Source organism: Microbacterium sp. HMH0099 (assembly GCF_049384025.1).
Taxonomy (GTDB): domain Bacteria; phylum Actinomycetota; class Actinomycetes; order Actinomycetales; family Microbacteriaceae; genus Microbacterium.
The window spans coordinates 766,738-785,413 of sequence record NZ_JBMRJR010000001.1; the positions used below are offsets into that span (position 1 = coordinate 766,738).

An 18,676-nucleotide genomic window follows, 5' to 3' on the forward strand; every position below is an offset into this window, starting at 1 on the left:
CCGGCCCGCTCGGGCGTCCGGAACCCGCCCGCTCAGGCGTCCGGAACCGGCCCGCTCAGGCGTCCCGGACGCGGCCCGCCCGGGCGTCCGGAACCCGCCTGCTCAGGCGTCCCGGCGCTCCTCGAGCCGCCGCACGCGCGGGATGACCTCTGCGGCGAACCGCTGCATCTCGGGCAGGTGCGGCGAGAACTGCAGCAGCAGCGTCGAGACGCCGACGTTCGCGAACGCCACGATGCGCTCCGCGACCTGGTCGGGCGTGCCGACGAGGTTGGGCCGCAGGCCGCGGTTCGACACCGAGTACTCCTTGAGGTCGACCTGGGTGTCGAGCTTCGACTTGCTCACGAAGTCCTGGTACGAGCCGTAGGCGGCGCCTCTGCGGACGTCCGTGATGCGGTCGATCTCGGCCTGCGCCTCCTCCTCGGTGTCCCGGACGATCCCGTAGGCGGCCATGCCGAAGGCCTCGAAGGGGGTCTTGCCGGCCTCGGAGCGACGGCGGCGCATGTCGGACACCTTGGCATCCAGTTCCTCCAGCGTGCCGCCGTGCGTGAGGTAGGCGTCCGCGAAGCGCGTGATGGAGGCGCGCCCGGCCTCGCTCTCGCCGCCCGCGTACAGGCGCGGCTGCACCTGGGGCTTGGGCTCCGTGTAGGTGCCCTCGGTGCGGTAGTACTCGCCCTCGTACGCGAACGGCGTCTGGCTCCACAGGCCGCGGAGCACCTCGACCCATTCGATCGTCCGTGCGTAGCGGTCGTCGTGCGCGCTGAACAGGCCGTCGTACTGCTTGGCCTCCTCGGCCCACCACGCGGACACGACGTTGAGGGTGAACCGTCCGCCGCTGATCTCGTCGATGGTCGCGGCCTGCTTCGCGGTGTGGAACGGGCTGTGGAAGCCCGGGCGCACCGCCGTCATCAGCTCGAGGCGCGACGTGACCGCGGCGAGCCCAGCCGTCACCGCCCACGCGTCGAGCGAGGGCGCCTCGACGCCCTTGATGTCGTTGAGGTTCAGCTCGGGGATGAGCGTCAGGTCGAACCCGCCCTCCTCGGCGGCACGAGCGATCTCGGCGATGTGCGCGAACGACACCGGGGTCTGCTCGTCGTCGACGTTCCTGAGCCAGCCGCCGAAGATCGGGGTCCAATAGCCGAAACGCACGCGCTGGGGGGAGGTCATGCCTCTATCTTCGTCACCCCCGGAGGGGCCGGGCGTCACATTGCGACATGCACCGTCATGTGCGGTTGACCATCTCGACGAAGGGATGCCAACGTGTGCGGGTCCGCATCGACGAGGAGGATCCATGAGCGACATCGACGCCACCCACGAGCCGCTGAAGTTCGCCTACTGGGTGCCCAACGTCAGCGGAGGCCTGGTCATCAGCTCCGTCGAGCAGCGCACCGACTGGGGATACGACTACAACGTCAAGCTCGCCCAGACGGCCGAGCGCGTGGGCTTCGAGTACGCGCTGAGCCAGGTGCGGTACGCCTCCAGCTACGGCGCGGCGCAGCAGCACGAGTCGACGTCGATCAGCCTGGCGCTGCTGCTGGCCACCGAGAAGCTCAAGGTCATCTCCGCCATCCACCCGGGCATCTGGCATCCCGCCGTCCTCGCGAAGTTCATCAACACCGCCGACCAGTTCTCGCACGGTCGTGCGGCCGTCAACGTCGTCAGCGGCTGGTTCAAGGACGAGTACACGGACCTCGGCCTGGAGTGGCTCGAGCACGACGAGCGCTACGAGCGCGCCGCCGAGTTCATCCAGGTGCTGCGCGGGCTGTGGACGCAGGAGAAGTTCTCGTTCCACGGCAAGTACTACGACATCAACGAGTTCACCCTGCGTCCGTTCCCGTACGAGGTCGAGGGTCGTGCGCACCCGGACATCTTCCAGGGCGGCAACTCGACGGCCGCGCGCTTCAACGGCGGCGCCTACTCGGACTGGTACTTCTCGAACGGCAAGGACTTCGACGGGTTCACCGAGCAGTACGACGACGTCACCCGCATCGCCGCCGAGCACGGCCGCCGCACCCGCTTCGGCCTGAACGGCTTCGTCATCCAGCGGGACTCCCGCGCCGAGGCCGAGCAGCAGCTGCGCGACATCATCGCGGGCGCGGACAGCGGCGCCGTCGAGGGCTTCCGCAAGAGCGTGCAGGAGGCGGGCAACGCGACCAAGGACGGCAAGGGCATGTGGGCGGACTCCTCGTTCGACGACCTCGTCCAGTACAACGACGGCTTCCGCACGCAGCTGTTCGGTGACGCCCAGCAGATCGCCGAGCGGATCATCGAGTACAAGAAGCGCGGCGTCGACCTGTTCCTGCTCGGCTTCCTCCACTTCCAGGAGGAGCTGGAGCACTTCGGTGAGACGGTCATCCCGATCGTGCGCGAGCTCGAGGCGGACCTCGCCCGCACCGGCGACCCGATCGAGGTCTCCGCGCGCTGACAACCGCTTGAAGGGGCCGGGATGCCGTGGCATCCTGGCCCCTTTGCCGGTTCACGGCCGCGAGGTCGGGAGGGACGACGCGATGAGCGGCGCACGACTCGGGTTCTTCACGCGACTGCTGGACGCCGCGCCGGACGGGTGCCGGTATCGGACCGCGCTCGCGCAGGTCCGCGCGGCCGAGGAGCACGGTTTCGCGTCGGTCTGGGTGGCGCAGCACCACTTCGACCGCGACGAGGGCGGCCTCCCCTCGCCGTTCCCCTTCCTCGCGGCGGCTGCGGTGCAGACCGATCGCATCGCCCTCGGAACCGGCATCGTCACCCTGCCGCTGGAGGATCCGGTGCGAGTCGCCGAGGACGCCGCCGTCGTGCAGGCGCTCAGCGACGGCCGCGTGCAGCTGGGCGTGGGCAGCGGCGGCACCCCGTCCGCGTTCGCCGCCTTCGGCCGCGCGTCGGAGGACCGGCGCGAGATCCAGGCGGACCACCTCGACGTGCTCCGCGACGCGTTCGCGGGACGCGGCATCCGGGGGTCGGACCTGCGTCTGAATCCGCCGGCGCCGGACCTGGCGGTTCGTCTGTGGCAGGCGACGTTCTCCGTCGAGGGCGGGCGTCGCGCCGGACGGGCCGGCGACGGCCTGCTGCTCTCCCGCACGCAGCCGCGGGAACCGGGGCAGGCGCTGCACGACGTGCAGGTGCCGATCGTCGAGGCCTATCTCGCCAGCCTCCCCGCCGGCGTCGAGCCGCGCATCCTCGCGTCGCGGACGGCGGTCGTCGTCGACCCGGACCGTCTCGCCGAGGCATGGGCCTCCGCGGACCACGGCATGCGCCGCCTCACCCGTACGTTCCTCGGCCAGGACGACACGGGCGACCTCGCCGACCTCGCCCGGCTCACCGACACGCACCTCGGCACGGTGGAGGAGGTCGTCGCCACGCTCGCGGCCGATCGCACCCTCCCTCTCGCCACCGACGTGGCGTTCCAGGTCCACTCCGTCGACCCGGCGCCCGAGATCACCCTGCGCTCGATCGAGCTTCTGGCCACCGAGGTCGCGCCGCGGCTCGGCCTGCGCACCGGTGAGGCCGCCGCTGCCGAGCTGAGAGGCCTCACCACGACGGAGACCGCCGCCGTCTGACCACCCGTCGGGACATCAAACGGTTCACGGCCGTCACATCCGCGTAACAGGGGATCCATAGGTTGCTTCCAGGTTCGGTCTCCGAGCCACCCCCCACCCCGCCGCGCGGAAAGCTCCGAGTCGCGCTGCGCAACCTGATGGAGTCCCCGTGCAGAGAAGCATCCTCGCGGGCTCGGTCGTCGTCGGCATCGCCGTGACGTCCGTGCTCGCCGCCGCCCCGGTCTCGGCCGCGATCACGCCACCGCCCCTGAGCGTGGTGCGTCCGGCCTCGTCGCTGATCGACATGCCGACCAGCTACCCGGTGCAGCCCGAACTGAAGGTCTTCCCCGACCTGCCCACCGACGCCTCGATCGCCCGCGGCGTCCGCCCCTACGACGAGATCGCGCCGTTCCTCAACACGCTGATGGACAGCACCGACCGCGTCTCCGCGCAGGTCGTCGGCCTGTCGGCCCAGGGCCGCGACATCTACCTCGTCACCGTGACGGCACCCGAGACCGCGGCGGAGACCGCCCAGCAGGGCGTGTGGCGCGACCGCATCAAGGCCGACCCGATCGGCGCCGCAGCCGACGTCGCGCTGCAGTCGGGCTACAAGGTGCCGATGTGGTTCAACGGCAACATCCACGGCAATGAGTGGGAGGGCACGGATGCCACTCTCAACTACATCGAGGACCTCGCCACGAGCACCGATCCGGCGACGACGGAGATGCTCGACGAGCACCGCATCTACTTCACCGTGACGAACAACCCCGACGGGCGCGCCCTCGGCCAGCGCGGCACGGCCAACGGCTACGACCCCAACCGCGACTTCATCACGGGCGCCACCGCCGAGGCATCCCTCGTCCGCGACCTCGCCGGCGTCATCCAGCCGACCTACTTCATCGACCTGCACGGCTACACCAGCGTGCTGCAGGTCGAGCCCTGCGGACCGCCGCACGGCGAGAACTACGAGTACGACCTGTTCGTGCCGCACGCGTACGCGACGGCGCTCGAGATCGAGGACGCCGTGACCGCGGCGAACATCCCCGGCAACACGTACTACGACCCCGCGACTGATAGCGTCACCGAGACGAACACCGGCTTCATCAACATCCCCTACCGCGACCAGCGGTCCGGGTGGGACGACTGGCCGCCGATCTTCGCGCCGCAGTACGTCGCGTACCAGGGCGCCATCACCAACACCGTGGAGCTGCCGCTCGGCCGCAGCGGCGACCAGCCCGCGCGCGCGAAGGTGAACATCGCCGTCGCCGAGGTCGTCATCGACACGGTCGTGGACTACGTCGGCGAGCACAGCGACGCTCTGCTCGACAACCAGATCGAGATCTTCCGTCGCGGCACGGCCGGTGAGCCGAGCGTCGAGATCCCCGCGGACGTCGCCCCCGAGGACCTCGCCCCCGGCGTGCCCGCCGAGTGGACCGACATCTGGGACGAGACCGACGTCTACAACGCGGACTTCCCCCGCGCGTACGTCATCCCCGTCGGCGCGGGTCAGCGGTCGGACTCCGACGCGCAGACGCTCGTGCAGCAGCTCCTCGTCAACGGCATCCAGGTCGAGCGCCTGACGGCGGCCGCGCGCCTGGGCGGCACGGACTACCCGGCCGGGTCGTACTACGTCGACATGCACCAGCCGCTGCGCGGTCTGGCGAACGTGCTGCTGGCCGACGGCTCGGACATCTCGGACCGCGTGCCCGACATGTACGACATCTCCGCCTGGAGCCTCGCGCTGCTGTGGGGCGCGGACGTCGCGCGCATCGGCGAGACCACGGATGCCGCCCCGGTCGTCGTGACCGAGGACGTCACCAGCGCCCCGCTCACCGGGTCGGTTCCGGAGGATGCCGGCTACCTCACGTTCGAGCCGCGCGGCGTCGCCGACTGGCGGGCGGTGAACGCGCTGCTCGCCGAGGGGATCGCCCTCTCGCAGCTGACGGACGGCACGATCGTCGTCGGTGCGGACGAGGCGTCCCGCACCGCGGCCGCGGAGGCAGCGGCGATCTTCGGCGTCGACTTCGCTCTCAGCGACGGCACCGTGCTCCTCGACGAGGACAGCACCGCCCTGCGCCGCACCACAGTCGGCTACGTCGGCGACGCCGGCGACCGCGACGCGCTCGTCAAGCTGGGCTTCACCGGCCTCGTCCCCATCACGGCCGCGGCGCTCGCCGCCGGGCAGGTGGACCTGGCGACCGTCGACCTCCTGTACGTCGGCACGGGTCTGAGCTTCTCCGCGGAGCAGGCGGCGGGAGCGGACCGCGTCCGCGCCTTCGTCGCTGCGGGCAAGCCCGTGGTCGGTCGCGGCGCGGCGGGAACGGCGTTCGTCAACACGTTCGTCTCCCCGCTGACCGCGGTCACGGGGACGAGCGGCTCGAACGGCATCGCCCGTGTCGAGACCCCCGAGGACGGCGTCCTGGGTGACTACGCGCAGGACACCGCGTTCGGGTACCCGTTCGCGTGGTTCCCCGCGCCCGCCGCCGGCGTCACGGTCGAGCAGCGCTACGCCGCGTCGGACACGTTCGTCTCGGGCCACTGGCGTGCCACGGACGGGCGTGCCGTCGCGAACGCCGCGGGTCAGGCCTCCGCCGTCTCCCTCACGGGCGCCAGCGGGACGCGGGCCTTCGTGTTCGGCACGTCGCCGACGTTCCGCGCGCACCCCGTCGGCGCGTTCGGCGACGTCGCCCGCGCGGTGTTCTGGGCCGCCGGCGAAGGCGTGTCCGTCGTGCCCCCGGTCGAGGAGCCGCCGACCGAGGAGCCGCCGACCGAGGAGCCGCCGACCGAGGAGCCCCCGGTTGAGGAGCCTCCGGTCGAGGAGACCCCCGCGCCGGTCGAGCCGACGCCGACGCCGACGAGCACCCCGATCGGGCTGCCGACCGGCGGCTCGGACGACGACCTCGCCGTCACGGGCGGTCAGGACCCGGCGCCGCTCGGATGGGCCGCGCTCGCCGTGGGCCTGGTCGGAGCCGGTCTGATCGTCATCGGTCGGGCGCGCCGCACCTCGCGCACGCAGTGACCCCGCTCCGGGGAGGGGTTCGCCCCTCCCCGGAGTCCTCTCTTCTCCCCCACATCACGGAGCACCACGAATGACGGAACGGGCGGACCTCGACGACCTCCTGCAGCCCAACGACGGCCGGGAGGACACGGCATCCCCCTCCCCCACGCGTCGACGGAGCCTCATCGCGGTCGGCGGTGTGCTCATCGCGGCCGGTCTCGTCGCCGGGGCCTGGGCGGTCCTCGGCGCGGGCGGCGGAGCGCCTCTCGCGCTCGCGACGGCGGGTGCGTCCTCCCCCGCCGCCGGCCCGACCCCTTCCGGGACGCCCGTGAACAGCGCGACGCCCGCCACGTCCGCCTCCCCGTCCACGGCGCCCGAGGCCGCTCCTGAGGCCGCTGCTCCCCCGGCCGACGCCCCCGCGGCCGCGCCGACGATCCCCGTCTTCGAGGCCGACACGGTCGCCGTGTCCTGCCCGGACGAGCGCGAGAGCACGGTGCCGCTGACCTTCCGTTGGTCGTCCGACGGCGCCGAGCGCGCCTGGATCGGGATCGCCACGAGCGACGCCTCCGTGCAGCCGTTCGCCGAGGTCCCGCTCACCGCCGACGGATACGCCGACATCGCCTACGCGTGCCGGGATGCCGACCAGGTCTACACCCTCACGGTGCAGGGCTCCGGCGGCACGACCAGCAGCACCGTCGCGGTGAGCCGCGCCTCGTCCTGACAGGGGACGTTCGGCGGTCCCGCCTCAGGACCCCAGCACGGTCGCGACCAGGGTGACCGCGACGTACAGGCCGACCGCGACGACGAGCACCACGGCGACCCACGAGAACCCCCGGCGCAGACGTCGACCCGCCGGCGCGACTCCGGCGGGCGGCGGGGTCAGCACGGGCGCGCCCGCACTCTGCGCCCCCGGGATCCCGGATGCCACGGCCCCCGCGGCCGGGACCGCCTCGAGCCGTTCGTCGCGCCACCGCGCCCACTGCGCGAGCTTGTCCAGCAGCGCCGCGACGGTCGTGAAGAGCCACGCCCACGTCGCCGGGTCGAGCGTCGACAGGTCGCGCTTGGCGTAGAGGAAGAGCCAGTCGTCGACGATCTCGACGTCCAACGCCGCCGCGTTGTCGATGAACCGCGCCATGACGTCCGGGGTGAAGAGGTACAGTGCGTCGCGCTCGTAGCCGGACGGGCAGTACAGCGCGAAGTGCTCGTCGAAGTCGCCCTCGAGGCTGAGCCGCTGATCCCGGCCGAAGCTCAGCGGCAGGTTCGAGCCGAACAGGCCGTTGTTGCCGGTGGCATCCAGGACGATGTGCGGCAACGGGACGTCGAGCCGGATCGCGACGTACCCCCAGCGATGCGTCTGGCGGTTCTTGCCCGACCCGGTCGTGTACCGGTAGTTCGCGATCTCGACGAAGCGCGGGTTCTCCCCGCGGATCAGATCGGATGCCGCCCGCGAGCTGCCCCGTCCGAAGATGAGCCCGGGCAGGGCCGGGGCCGGCTGCCGGGGCAGCCACCGCATCCCGTTCGCGCGGGCGAAGCGCGCGAGCCGGAACCGGCGCTCGGCGGCACCGCCCAGGCCGCGGGTGATGCCCCAGACCGCCAGGGCGACGATCCCCACGAAGATCACGAACGGCAAGACGCCCGCGACGATCGCCGAGGGTCCGCCCGGGTCGAGGATCGTCGCGAAGACGGCGATCAGGATCGGGCCGAGCGCCAGGAGGAACACCGCGCCGACGACGCACAGGATGACGACGCCGAGGACCGGGGAGCCGAGGTGGCCCTCACGGCGCAGCTGCGCCGTGTACGCCTTCACCTCCGCGCGGGTGACGGGCGCGGTCAGCGGGGTCGAGTCGAACGGAACCGATCGCGTCATGCGTCGACGTTAGCGGCGGGGCCCGTCCGGACGCAGGTGTCGCGCGGGCCGTCGCGGGTCCGGTCGGCGGGGGTCGCATCGATGATTCCGCTCGACCGGTGGCATCCGGTAGACTGTCCAGGTTGTCTGGCTACGCCCATGCGCGGATAAGACCGAGACGACGTGCAACACACCCTCCTGCTGCCGGGAAATGCCCGTCAGCCGTTCTAGTCCGAAGGAGGTGGGTTAGTGACGCACCAGTACGAACTCATGGTCATCTTCGATCCCGAGGTCGACGAGCGCCAGGTCGCTCCGAAGCTCGACGGTTTCCTCAAGGTCATCACGGCCGATGGAGGATCCATCGACAAGATCGACATCTGGGGCCGCCGCCGTCTGGCCTACGAGATCCGCAAGAAGAACGAGGGCATCTACGCCGTCGTCAACTTCGTCGCGAGCAGCGAGGCCACGAACGAGCTCGACCGTCAGCTGAAGCTGAACGAGCAGATCATGCGCACCAAGGTCCTGCGCGCCGAAGAGGCGATCGCCCAGGTCGCCGCCGAGGCCAAGCGCTCCGAGGAGAAGGCCGCCCGCAAGGCCGCCGCTCCCCGCAAGGTCGAGTCCGCCGAGAAGGCTGCGAAGTAACGACGATGGCCGGCGAAACCGTCATCACCGTCGTGGGGAACCTCACCGCTGACCCGGAGCTGCGTTACACGCAGAACGGGCTGCCGGTGGCGAACTTCACCATCGCGTCGACCCCCCGCACGTTCGACCGTCAGGCGAACGAGTGGAAGGACGGCGAGGCGCTCTTCCTGCGCGCCTCGGTGTGGCGCGAATTCGCCGAGCACGTCGCCGGTTCGCTGACGAAGGGCAGCCGTGTCATCGCGACCGGTCGCCTCAAGCAGCGTTCGTACCAGGACCGCGAGGGCAACAACCGCACCTCCATCGAACTCGAAGTCGATGAGATCGGCCCCTCGCTCCGCTACGCGACCGCCCAGGTCACCCGTGCCGCCTCCGGCGGCGGTGGTGGCGGCGGCGGTCAGCGCCCGCAGGTGCAGCAGTCCACCGACGAGCCGTGGTCGACCCCCGGCTCGAACAACGGGGGAAACAGCGGCGCCGACGCGTGGAGCACTCCTGGCTCCTACGGAGACGACACCCCGTTCTGATCTTCGCCCCGCTCTCGAGCGAGACGACCCCTGAAATTCCGGATGCCCTCCCCCGGTCCACGTGACCGGCCGGCGTCCGAACCACACGAAAGAAGGAAGCATGGCTGGAAAGGCCACTGGCGACCGCCGCAAGCCGCGGAAGGGCGCGAAGAACGCCGCCCCCGCGAAGGCGATCCGCGTCGGCGTCATCGACTACAAGGACGTCGCAACCCTCCGCAAGTTCATCTCGGAGCGCGGCAAGATCCGCGCCCGTCGTATCACCGGTGTCTCCGTGCAGGAGCAGCGCCTGATCGCCCGCGCCATCAAGAACGCGCGCGAGATGGCTCTCCTGCCCTACGCCGGCGCCGGCCGCTAAGGAGCACCCGATGGCAAAGCTGATTCTCACGAATGAGGTCACCGGGCTCGGTAGCGCCGGTGACGTGGTCGAGGTCAAGAACGGGTTCGCCCGCAACTACCTCATCCCCCAGGGCTTCGCTGTGGCCTGGACCCGCGGTGGCGAGAAGCAGGTCGCGTCGATCCGCGCCGCTCGCGAGTCCCGTGCGATCCACGACCACGAGGACGCCGTGGCGCTGAAGAACACCCTCGAGTCCAACACCGTCAAGCTGGCGGTCAAGGCCGGTGCCGAGGGTCGTCTGTTCGGTTCGGTCAAGACCGGCGACGTCGCAGACGCCGTCAAGGCCGCCGGTCTGGGCGACCTCGACAAGCGCAAGATCCAGATCACCTCGACGATCAAGTCGGTGGGCGAGCACGAGGCGACCGTTCGTCTCCGTGACGACGTCACCGCCGTGATCACCCTCCAGGTGGTCGCCGCGAAGTAATTCGCTGCACCTCTTCGGCCCCGTCCTGCTTCGGCAGGGCGGGGCCGTTCTGGTTGTGGGTGGTTCTCGGGTTTCGGGTGTGTGGCGGCGGCGTCCGGGGCGCTTTGGGGCGTGTTCTGTGCACGGGGGCGGTCATCGTGCGCCCCCGTGCACGAAACGCGCCCCAGATGGCGGTGGTGGCGGGACAGTGGGTCGCTGCGGCGTGCTGCGACGGTGGGGTGGTGCTGCGTGCCGCGCTCCGGAGATCCGACGCGGCTTTCACGAGATGGGGCGGTGTTGCGGGCTGCGGGGTGCCGTTTCTCCGGAGTCCGGCATGAGGGGCTGACTCTGGCGTGTCCCACTTTGTGCAGGCTGACGCACCTGGATCTGCACAAAGTGGGACACGCACGTTGGTGAGGGGGCAAGAAGGACACCGGATGCCACGGCGGTGAGGGCCGTGGCATCCGGTGTCCAGGTGGTGACGGGTCAGGCCGTCCGGCGACGACGCAGCGTCAGGGCGAGGCCCAGAGCCGAGAGCGCCAGGGCGAGGAGCCCGATGCCGAGGGCCGCCGAGGCGTCCGTGCCGGTGGCGGCCAGCGAGCGGGTGCCGGCGGCGGTCACCGTTGAGCGGTCAGACGTGACGAACGCCGTCGCGGTCGACCCGGCGGGCGAGCCCACGATGGGCGTTGCCGACGATCCCGAGGTGCCGGGGGTGCCGGGCGTCCCGGGGGTTCCGGGGGTGCCAGGAGTGCCGGGCGTTCCGGGGGTTCCGGGGGTTCCGGGGGTTCCCGGGGTGCCGGGGGTTCCAGGGGTTCCGGGCGTGCCGGGGGCTCCGGGCGTTCCCGGAGTTCCAGGGGTTCCCGGCGTTCCAGGGGTGCCGGGGGTGACGGGGGTGCCCGTGTTGGAGCCGCCGGTCGAGCTGTCACCGATGACCGAGATGGCGTTGCCGCCGATGGTCACGGGGAGGGAGATCGGCACGATCAGCTGGTTGCCGCCGAGGATGCTGTCATCTCCGCCGGTGGTGATGCCGCCGAGGTCGATGCCGGTGGTGCCGCCGTCGGTGGTCGCGCCATCCGAGGTGCTATCGCCGATGACGGAGATGGCGTTGCCGCCGACGGTCACGGGGACGGTGACGGGGAGGATGGCCTGGTTGCCGCCGAGCAGGCTGTCGGTGCCGTCGGTGGAGACGTCGCCGAGGCCGGTGCCGGTGGTGCCGCCGTCGGTGGTGGCGCCGTCCGAGGTGCTGACGCCGATGACGGAGATGGCGTTGCCGCCGATGGTCACGGGGACGGTGACGGGGAGGATGGCCTGGTTGCCGCCGAGCAGCCCGTCGGACCCGTCAGTGGTGACGTCGCCGGTGCCGGCGCCGTTGGTGCCGCCCACGGTGGTGGCGCCGTCCGAGGTGCTGTCACCGATGACGGACACGGCGTTGCCGCCGACGTTCACCGGGACATCGATCGGTGCGACGACCTGGTTGCCGCCGAGCAGCGCCTCCGACCCGTCGGTCGAGACGTCGCCCGTACCGGAGCCACCGGACCCGCCCTCGGTCGCAGCCCCGTCCGAGGTGCTGTCACCGATGACCGACACGGCGTTGCCGCCGACGTTCACCGGGACATCGATCGGTGCGACGACCTGGTTGCCGCCGAGCAGCCCGTCCGACCCGTCGGTCGAGACGTCGCCCGTACCGGAACCGACAGACCCGCCCTCGGTCGCAGCCCCGTCCGAGGAGCTGTCACCGATGACCGACACGGCGTTGCCGCTGACATCGACCGGCACGGACACCGAGACGATGCCCTGGTTGCCGGAGCCGGCGGCATCCCCTCCCCCGGTCTCGACGCTGGGCGCCGGGGCGGGAGCGGGTGAGGTGGTGGTGGCATCCGTGGTCCCGCTGTCACCGAGGACCGAGACGGCGTTGCCGCCGACCGTGACGGGGGCGTCGACGGACACGAGGCCCTGGTTGCCCGAGAGCAGTCCGTCCGTGCCGGAGGTTTCGGCCGCGGTGGCCACCCCGGCTCCGAGGACGGCGAGGCCGCCCCCGACGAGCGCGCCGATGAGGGCACGCGAGTACAGCTTGCGCATGAGAGTTCTCCTGATTCGTGAATGAGGGTGCGCGGTGCGCGCAGGATCGTCTGCCGCGCGAGGGCGCGGCGCGATCGGCCTCAGTCAGGAGCGACGTCGGTGTCGTAGACGGGAGCGCCGGGGAGAGCGTCGTCGACGTGGTGCAGCAGCGAGGAGATCGCCGTCGCGCGTGTGGCGCCGCCGTCGATCGTCCCCGCGAGGGAGGCTCCGAGCGCACTGGCGCCCGAAGCGGAAGCAGAACCGGGCAGGGCCTCGCCCAGAGCCCGGAGGGCGGACTCGTCCACCGCGGGAGTCCCGTCGATCACCGGGGGAGTCACCGAGAGGGCGGCGGCAGCGATGCGCGCCTGGACCATGGATGCCACGGCCCCCGGCGACGCCGTCGCATCGACGACCGCGGCGATCTGGTCGGAGACGGCCGTGGCGGTCTCTTCCACGCTGTCGGCGGTGTCGCCGGGGACCGACGGTGCGCCCGTGACGGGCTCCGGGGTGTCGCCGATGGGGTCGAGGGTCTCCGCAGGAAGGTCGGGGAGCAGGGAGCCGGTCGGCGGGACGGTGCCGACGACGGCCTCGAGCGTGTCATCCACGGCGTCGGCGGTGTCGACGACGGTGCCGCCGAGTCCCGTGTCGGAGACGACGTCGCCGACGACCGGGACGGCCTCGACGATCTCGACGACCGGGGTGACGACCGCCCCGATGACACCCGACGAGGCGAGGTCGGAGACGCCGGTCGCGACCGCGTCGACGGCGCCGCCGGCGGTGTCCACCACGGATCCCACCGTCTCCACGGCGCCGGTGGCGACCTGCGAGACGGGCGCGGGCACCGTCTCGACGACCGCCTCCGCGACGGGGGCGACGGTCTGCGTCACGGGGGCTGCCGCGGGAGCCACCGTCTGGGTCACGGGGGCCGCCGCGGGGGCGACCGTCTCCGTGACGGGGGCCGCGGCCGGGGCGACCGTCTGGACGACCGGCGACGCCGTGTCATCGACGACCTCGACGGCCGCGGATCCGGTGTCACTCACGACCCCGAGAAGGCCGTCGTCCGCGTGCGCGGTGGAGGGGGATGCCAGCAACGAGAGGGCCAGCCAGGCGAGCACGGCGAAGACGGCGATGCCGAGCACGCGCAGTACGCGCAGCAGTCGGCCTCCGATGGCCTCGTCCATGTCTCACCCCCACGGTGTCGACGCTGGTTCCCAGTAGCGGATGAAGATACGCCGCTCGCTCCGAGAGGGGAAGACCCTTGGTGAACAACCGGTAGTCGGCCGACACGCCCAGGTGAAGATCGACTTGACAGCCGAGAGTCCCGGGCACTAGCGGTTGGCGAGTTATCCCCCGAGTTGTACACAGCTTCGTGTCAAATCGGGCCAACCTTCAACTACGGGTTCAACCACGATTCCTCCCAAGGCCTGTGGAAAACAAATTGCCCGGTCAGAGGGTGCTAAAGACCGCCAAACAGATTTCATCCACCGGGTTCTCCACAGGGGTTGTTCACAAGCAGCGCGGCGTTTCACGCAGTCTGTCCACAAAGTTATCCACAGGGTCGTTTGCAGGCGGGAATCGCCGTCCTTACCGTGGGGACAGCCCCTCAGGCACACCCGTGCCATCGTGCGTCTCATGTCGGACGTTCGTGATGTGATCCCGGAACCACCACATCCCGTCCCTGGCATTCCGGCCCGCCGCAGCCGGTTCGACCGCAGGGGCGCCTCGACGAGAACGGAGTCCACGTGTCGATCGCCGACATCGCAGAAGAACGTCTCGGAGGCCAACGGAAGCCCGAGCGCACGCCGCCCCACGACCTCCTCGCCGAGCAGAGCGCCCTGGGCGGGATGCTGCTGTCGAAGGACGCCGTCGCCGACGTCATCGAGACGCTGCGCGGCGCGGACTTCTACGTCCCGAAGCACGAGCTGATCTTCGACGCGATCCTCACGCTGTACTCGCACGGCGAGCCGACCGACGTCGTCGCCGTCACGGACGAGCTCATCAAGTCCGGCGAGCTGCAGCGCGCCGGGGGAGCGGACTACCTCCACACCCTCACCTCGATCGTCCCCACGGCCGCCAACGCCGGCTACTACGCGTCGATCGTCGCCGAGCGTGCGCTGCTGCGTCGCCTCGTCGAGGCCGGCACCCGCATCGTGCAGATGGGCTACGCGGGGGAGGGCGACCCGACCGAGCTCGTCAACAGCGCGCAGGCCGAGATCTACAACGTCTCGGGCGACGACAGCGCCGAGGACTACATCCCCCTGACGGTGGCCGTGGATGCCGCTGTCGACGAGATCGAGGCCGCTCGCGGCCGCGACGGGTCGATGACCGGCATCCCGACCGGCTTCGCCGGTCTCGACCAGCTGACCAACGGTCTGCACCCCGGTCAGATGATCGTCCTCGCCGCGCGCCCCGCCATGGGTAAGTCGACGCTCGCGCTCGACTTCGCCCGCGCCGCAGCGATCAAGTCGAACGCGCCCTGCATCTTCTTCTCGCTCGAGATGGGGCGCAGCGAGATCGCGATGCGCCTGCTGAGCGCCGAGGGTGCGATCCCGCTGCAGAGCATGCGTAAGGGGACGCTCGACTCCCGCGACTGGACCACGGTCGCCGCCACCCGCGGTCGCATCAACGACGCGCCCCTCTACATCGACGACAGCCCCAACATGACGCTGGTCGAGATCCGCGCCAAGTGCCGTCGCCTGAAGCAGCGCGAGGGTCTGAAGATGGTGGTCATCGACTACCTGCAGCTCCTCACGAGCGGCAAGCGCGTCGAGTCGCGTCAGCAGGAAGTCAGCGAGTTCTCTCGTGCGCTGAAGCTGATGGCGAAGGAGCTGCAGGTTCCCGTCATCGCCCTGTCGCAGCTGAACCGTGGCGCCGAGCAGCGCGCCGACAAGAAGCCGGCCCTGTCCGACCTGCGTGAGTCCGGCTCGATCGAGCAGGACGCCGACATGGTCGTCCTCCTGCACCGCGAGGCTGCCTACGAGAAGGACAGCCCCCGCGCCGGCGAGGCCGACCTCATCGTCGCCAAGCACCGTAACGGCCCCACCGACACCATCACGGTCGCCTTCCAGGGCCACTACTCCCGGTTCGCCGACATGGCGCCGGGCATGTGACGAAGTGTCGAGGTTCTCGAATGAAATGACGCATTCTCACAGGTGGTGTCGTACACACGTCGTATGCGACCCATGTGTGAGAGTGGCGAGGCGAGGGGTCGGGAGGTCACGTGGGTCTGACTGAGTTGATGGCGGCCGTAGAGAGTGCGCTTGGCTTGAGCAGGGTGCAACCGATTGGGTCGGGAGGACAGAAAGTCGTTGCGACCGCCGACTTCGGTGGACACACCGCGATCGTGAAGATTGTGTTGATCCCTCCAGGACCCAACGGTGTCATGGCGCTCGAGAGAGCTCACCGCGAGGTTGAACTGCTTGCCGCCGTCGAGTCCGATGCTGTCGTCAAGGTTCTGACCGACGCCGTCGAAATCGGGGACGCTCCGGATGCAGTTTGCTGGGTCGAGGAGTTGCTCGAAGGCGACGACCTTGAGAACCATCTCGCAGCCAGGTGGGATGAGGGCGCGGTGTGGGTTCTCGCGGAAGATCTCGCGACCGCTCTCGCGGCATGTCACGAGCAAGAGGTGGTTCATCGAGACCTGTCGCCGCGCAACATTCGACGGCTGCCCAACGGCCGCTACGTTGTTATGGATCCGGGCCTTGCGCGGCACCTCGCACGGGCTGCGATTACGGGCTACATGCAACCGGGAAGCTTCGGGTGGATGTCTCCCGAACATGTGCCGGGTGGCCGCGCTATTCCGGCAAGCGATGTTTTCTCGATTGGAGTTCTGCTCTTCTGTGCGCTGACTGCTGAACTGCCGGTGCCGTACGCCTACGACGACCCTGACTACTTCCGTCGTCTTGCGCACGATCAGGCTCCTTCGGTGCGGACTCTCCGACCGGACATCTCGGATGCACTCGTCCGACTCGTCGACCGCTGCCTGGACCGTCAGGCGGCAAGGCGGTTTCTCGATGGGGAAGAACTGCTCACTGAAATTCACTCGGCTCGAGGAGGCAACTGATGTCTGGTGTGCTTATTCACGATGGTCGTCGAATCGGTCACCGGTCGTGGACGGTATCCGCTGTGGATCAGGGATTCGCTGCGGGTGCCGTGCTTACGCCGTTCTCAACTCCCCGCATCTCGCAGCCGCGACACCCGAACGCGCGAGAGGTTGCTGATGATGTTCGGAGTGTTGGCGGAGAGGTGCTGTTCGATGTAATGACGCATGCGAGGCAGCTGCCAACGACGAACAAGACAGATTTTTATGACGAATGGGAGCTTTGGGGAGGCTCCGGGCGTGGCTTGGCCACTCCGCCGATGAGGCTTGAGCACGTTGAACGCGTCTTTGGATATCAGAATTCGCTGGGCGTTCCGCTGCTGACGCCCACTCTCGCGCTGGCCTCGCCGACATCACCTGAAGCGAATAATGTTCTGGAGACGGCGAGTCTGGCGCGCGGCTTGGATGCTGGAGCGTGGCAGTCCCTCGCCGGCACGCACAGCTTTTGGGCCTCAGGGCCAGAGCTTGATGCGTTCGTCGGCACACTTGCCGGCCTGCGCGCGCCGACGTGGGTGCTCACCCTCATAAACATCGTTGTGACTGACGGCGTGCCCGATTTTGGCAACTCCGAGGCGCACCTCGGCTTCGTGCGGACGGTGCACTCGCTTTCTCTTCGCTCGCGGGTAATCATCGCCCACGCGGACTATATGGGGCTGCCCGCCGTTTCAGCGGGGGCCGACACGGTCGGCAGCGGATGGGATCGTGGACAGCGATTCTTCGACCCCTTGAGCTTTCGCTTCGACTCAAACCCTGGACCGCGCATTCCCGCCTCGTACGTGACGCAGGGCGGGTTGCATGCGGTGCTGCGACGCGACGCGGCTGAGGCTATAGAACGCTGGAATCCCTCCCGAGCGCATGCCATTCGAGGAGGGTCCATGCCAGCGAGCGACAACGTGGAGCGAATGCATCACCTCGACCAGCTCAACGGTGTCATAAGCGACGTCAGCGCGATCACAGACCGATCGAGTCGGGTCGCGGAGATGCGTCGACGGTATGCGACCGCGGCTCGTGACTTCGACGACATCATGCAAAACGTGCCAGGCATCGTGCGGCAGAACGATAAGCGCGCGTGGTGTGAGGATCCGGACGCGCTCGTCGAGGCCTACACGGCGGCTGAGGGGCTCTAATCAGAGTCGCTGCGATCCAACGACGCTCCGATGTCGGACGAGAGCTGTTCGGAAAGGGCAAGGCGACGGCCCGGATCAGGACGACCGATGACCGGGCGCACGATCCATGAGTCGCCGATAGCCAGGCCGATTCGCAACGCTCGGAATCGCGCGCGAATCGCTGTTAGGTTTGGAGGCTCGATAAGCAGCACGACGCCGGCCGCGTCGGCCCAGGACGCGTATCGCATCGCCTGCGAAAGACCCTTTCGCCAGTCATCGACCTTTGCTTCCAGGGCGTAAGATCGCCCGATCGGGTCGAAGCCGTGACGTCGCCGGTATCCGCTCCCGACCTGCTCCGCCGCTCCGGTGCGGCAGAGCGCCCTTAGACGAGTCAGCGCCTGACGATCGGTCATCCCAACCGCCCTGGCGACATTCGCTGCGCTCCTCGTCAAACGCGGAGACAATCTTGCGAGCACCGCGCTATCCGCCTCTGACGTGATGTATGGGGCGCCGAGTTCGGTGCGCTCGATGAATTTGTCAGCCACGCGCGTGACTGCCAGCAAATCCACGACGCCACGTGCACCCCGGAACTCCGGCGCCAGTACCAATCCCTCCGCTGCGCCAGGCAGCCGCAGAGCGATCGATCGAAGTGCAGGCTCGAGATCCCGCTCGCGCACCGGAGCGAAGCGCCTGCCACGCTGCACGGACTCGCTTAGCTCGGTGACAGTAGGGCCGGGCGAGGACATCCGTTCAGCGTACTCGCGCCGACCGTCGTCAGCTGGCGAGCCCTGCGAGATCGTCATCGACGCCGTTCGCGCGCTTCTTCATCGCATCCCCGATGCGTGTGCGGCGGGCGCGGTAGATCTCGACCTACGTCGTCGATGATCCTTTCACCGTCGGAGTCTTCTTCAGTGTGCGGCACCCGCGGTCTACGCGCAGCGCGCTCACGCCGCGGGGCTCGCGATTGCACAGAAGAACCCGGTCAATCACGCGTCCGCGCTTCGCGCCCTTGGGTGCGACTTCGCGGTGACCGCGTCGTGCTACTAGTTCGAGGTGCGCGGTGTCCACCGCCGTCCGTGATG

General features: G+C 69.6%; 16 protein-coding genes. 11 read left to right on the forward strand and 5 right to left on the reverse strand.

All coding sequences use genetic code 11. The annotated features are described in order from the left end of the window. Nucleotides 1–102 precede the first annotated feature (102 nt). Nucleotides 103–1,164: an LLM class flavin-dependent oxidoreductase gene (locus tag ACO03V_RS03445; RefSeq protein ID WP_423136613.1), complete on the reverse strand. Its 1,062-nt coding sequence runs from the start codon at nt 1,162–1,164 to the stop codon at nt 103–105. Between the two features lie 124 nt (nt 1,165–1,288). Between ACO03V_RS03445 and sfnG the strand changes: the two genes are divergently transcribed. The 4 genes from sfnG (at nt 1,289) to ACO03V_RS03465 (ending at nt 7,246) form a co-directional block, all read left to right on the forward strand. Next, complete coding sequence (gene sfnG / locus ACO03V_RS03450) at nt 1,289–2,422, forward strand: dimethylsulfone monooxygenase SfnG (RefSeq protein ID WP_423136614.1); 1,134 nt, start codon at nt 1,289–1,291, stop codon at nt 2,420–2,422. Between the two features lie 82 nt (nt 2,423–2,504). Continuing rightward, nucleotides 2,505–3,548, forward strand: coding sequence for a putative FMN-dependent luciferase-like monooxygenase (locus tag ACO03V_RS03455; RefSeq protein ID WP_423136615.1), 1,044 nt, complete (start codon nt 2,505–2,507; stop codon nt 3,546–3,548). 148 nt (nt 3,549–3,696) lie between these two features. Next, a complete protein-coding gene (locus tag ACO03V_RS03460) occupies nt 3,697–6,546 on the forward strand; it encodes a M14 family zinc carboxypeptidase (protein ID WP_423136616.1) in 2,850 nt (949 codons plus the stop codon). Between the two features lie 70 nt (nt 6,547–6,616). Further along, nucleotides 6,617–7,246, forward strand: coding sequence for a hypothetical protein (locus ACO03V_RS03465; protein ID WP_423136617.1), 630 nt, complete (start codon nt 6,617–6,619; stop codon nt 7,244–7,246). A gap of 24 nt (nt 7,247–7,270) precedes the next feature. Here the strand turns inward: ACO03V_RS03465 and ACO03V_RS03470 are convergent, their stop codons facing one another. Further along, the gene (locus ACO03V_RS03470; protein ID WP_423136618.1) at nt 7,271–8,392 is read right to left on the reverse strand and encodes a hypothetical protein; all 1,122 of its coding nucleotides are present in this window, start codon (nt 8,390–8,392) and stop codon (nt 7,271–7,273) included. Between the two features lie 228 nt (nt 8,393–8,620). On the opposite strand from ACO03V_RS03470, the gene rpsF reads away from it, so the two are divergent. The 4 genes from rpsF (at nt 8,621) to rplI (ending at nt 10,352) form a co-directional block, all read left to right on the forward strand. Beyond that, complete coding sequence (gene rpsF, locus ACO03V_RS03475; RefSeq protein WP_367733812.1) at nt 8,621–9,013, forward strand: 30S ribosomal protein S6; 393 nt, start codon at nt 8,621–8,623, stop codon at nt 9,011–9,013. Between the two features lie 5 nt (nt 9,014–9,018). After that, nucleotides 9,019–9,534, forward strand: a complete 516-nt coding sequence (locus ACO03V_RS03480) for a single-stranded DNA-binding protein (protein ID WP_367733810.1) — start codon at nt 9,019–9,021, stop codon at nt 9,532–9,534. A gap of 100 nt (nt 9,535–9,634) precedes the next feature. Then, nucleotides 9,635–9,889 carry a 30S ribosomal protein S18 gene (rpsR, locus tag ACO03V_RS03485; RefSeq protein WP_013584646.1) on the forward strand — a complete coding sequence of 85 codons (255 nt, stop codon included), beginning with the start codon at nt 9,635–9,637 and terminating at the stop codon, nt 9,887–9,889. A 10-nt stretch (nt 9,890–9,899) separates the two neighbouring features. After that, the gene (gene rplI / locus ACO03V_RS03490; protein ID WP_367733807.1) at nt 9,900–10,352 is read left to right on the forward strand and encodes a 50S ribosomal protein L9; all 453 of its coding nucleotides are present in this window, start codon (nt 9,900–9,902) and stop codon (nt 10,350–10,352) included. Nucleotides 10,353–10,817: 465 nt separating this feature from the next. On the opposite strand, the gene ACO03V_RS03495 is transcribed toward rplI, so the two are convergent. Both ACO03V_RS03495 and ACO03V_RS03500 read right to left on the reverse strand, forming a co-directional pair. Next, complete coding sequence (locus ACO03V_RS03495) at nt 10,818–12,410, reverse strand: beta strand repeat-containing protein (RefSeq protein ID WP_423136619.1); 1,593 nt, start codon at nt 12,408–12,410, stop codon at nt 10,818–10,820. An 80-nt stretch (nt 12,411–12,490) separates the two neighbouring features. Continuing rightward, complete coding sequence (locus ACO03V_RS03500) at nt 12,491–13,570, reverse strand: hypothetical protein (RefSeq protein ID WP_423136620.1); 1,080 nt, start codon at nt 13,568–13,570, stop codon at nt 12,491–12,493. 561 nt (nt 13,571–14,131) lie between these two features. Between ACO03V_RS03500 and dnaB the strand changes: the two genes are divergently transcribed. The 3 genes from dnaB (at nt 14,132) to ACO03V_RS03515 (ending at nt 17,615) form a co-directional block, all read left to right on the forward strand. Beyond that, on the forward strand, nt 14,132–15,499 hold the full coding sequence (gene dnaB, locus ACO03V_RS03505; protein WP_367733802.1) for a replicative DNA helicase: 1,368 nt from the start codon (nt 14,132–14,134) through the stop codon (nt 15,497–15,499). Between the two features lie 110 nt (nt 15,500–15,609). Further along, nucleotides 15,610–16,452 carry a serine/threonine-protein kinase gene (locus tag ACO03V_RS03510; RefSeq protein WP_423136621.1) on the forward strand — a complete coding sequence of 281 codons (843 nt, stop codon included), beginning with the start codon at nt 15,610–15,612 and terminating at the stop codon, nt 16,450–16,452. After that, on the forward strand, nt 16,452–17,615 hold the full coding sequence (locus ACO03V_RS03515) for a hypothetical protein (protein ID WP_423136622.1): 1,164 nt from the start codon (nt 16,452–16,454) through the stop codon (nt 17,613–17,615). Before ACO03V_RS03510 ends, ACO03V_RS03515 begins: the two co-directional genes overlap by 1 nt. On the opposite strand, the gene ACO03V_RS03520 is transcribed toward ACO03V_RS03515, so the two are convergent. Further along, entirely contained in the window at nt 17,612–18,340 is a 729-nt protein-coding gene (locus tag ACO03V_RS03520; RefSeq protein WP_423136623.1) for a hypothetical protein, read from the reverse strand. The two genes, ACO03V_RS03515 and ACO03V_RS03520, sit on opposite strands and share 4 nt — an antisense overlap. Nucleotides 18,341–18,676 lie beyond the last annotated feature (336 nt).

Coding starts and splice junctions, on each gene's coding strand:
- ACO03V_RS03445 (WP_423136613.1), bottom strand. CDS start 1,164: ATGACCTCCCCCCAGCGCGTGCGTTTCGGCTATTGGACCCCGATCTTC.
- sfnG (WP_423136614.1), top strand. CDS start 1,289: ATGAGCGACATCGACGCCACCCACGAGCCGCTGAAGTTCGCCTACTGG.
- ACO03V_RS03455 (WP_423136615.1), top strand. CDS start 2,505: ATGAGCGGCGCACGACTCGGGTTCTTCACGCGACTGCTGGACGCCGCG.
- ACO03V_RS03465 (WP_423136617.1), top strand. CDS start 6,617: ATGACGGAACGGGCGGACCTCGACGACCTCCTGCAGCCCAACGACGGC.
- ACO03V_RS03470 (WP_423136618.1), bottom strand. CDS start 8,392: ATGACGCGATCGGTTCCGTTCGACTCGACCCCGCTGACCGCGCCCGTC.
- ACO03V_RS03480 (WP_367733810.1), top strand. CDS start 9,019: ATGGCCGGCGAAACCGTCATCACCGTCGTGGGGAACCTCACCGCTGAC.
- rpsR (WP_013584646.1), top strand. CDS start 9,635: ATGGCTGGAAAGGCCACTGGCGACCGCCGCAAGCCGCGGAAGGGCGCG.
- rplI (WP_367733807.1), top strand. CDS start 9,900: ATGGCAAAGCTGATTCTCACGAATGAGGTCACCGGGCTCGGTAGCGCC.
- ACO03V_RS03495 (WP_423136619.1), bottom strand. CDS start 12,410: ATGCGCAAGCTGTACTCGCGTGCCCTCATCGGCGCGCTCGTCGGGGGC.
- ACO03V_RS03500 (WP_423136620.1), bottom strand. CDS start 13,570: ATGGACGAGGCCATCGGAGGCCGACTGCTGCGCGTACTGCGCGTGCTC.
- ACO03V_RS03515 (WP_423136622.1), top strand. CDS start 16,452: ATGTCTGGTGTGCTTATTCACGATGGTCGTCGAATCGGTCACCGGTCG.
- ACO03V_RS03520 (WP_423136623.1), bottom strand. CDS start 18,340: ATGTCCTCGCCCGGCCCTACTGTCACCGAGCTAAGCGAGTCCGTGCAG.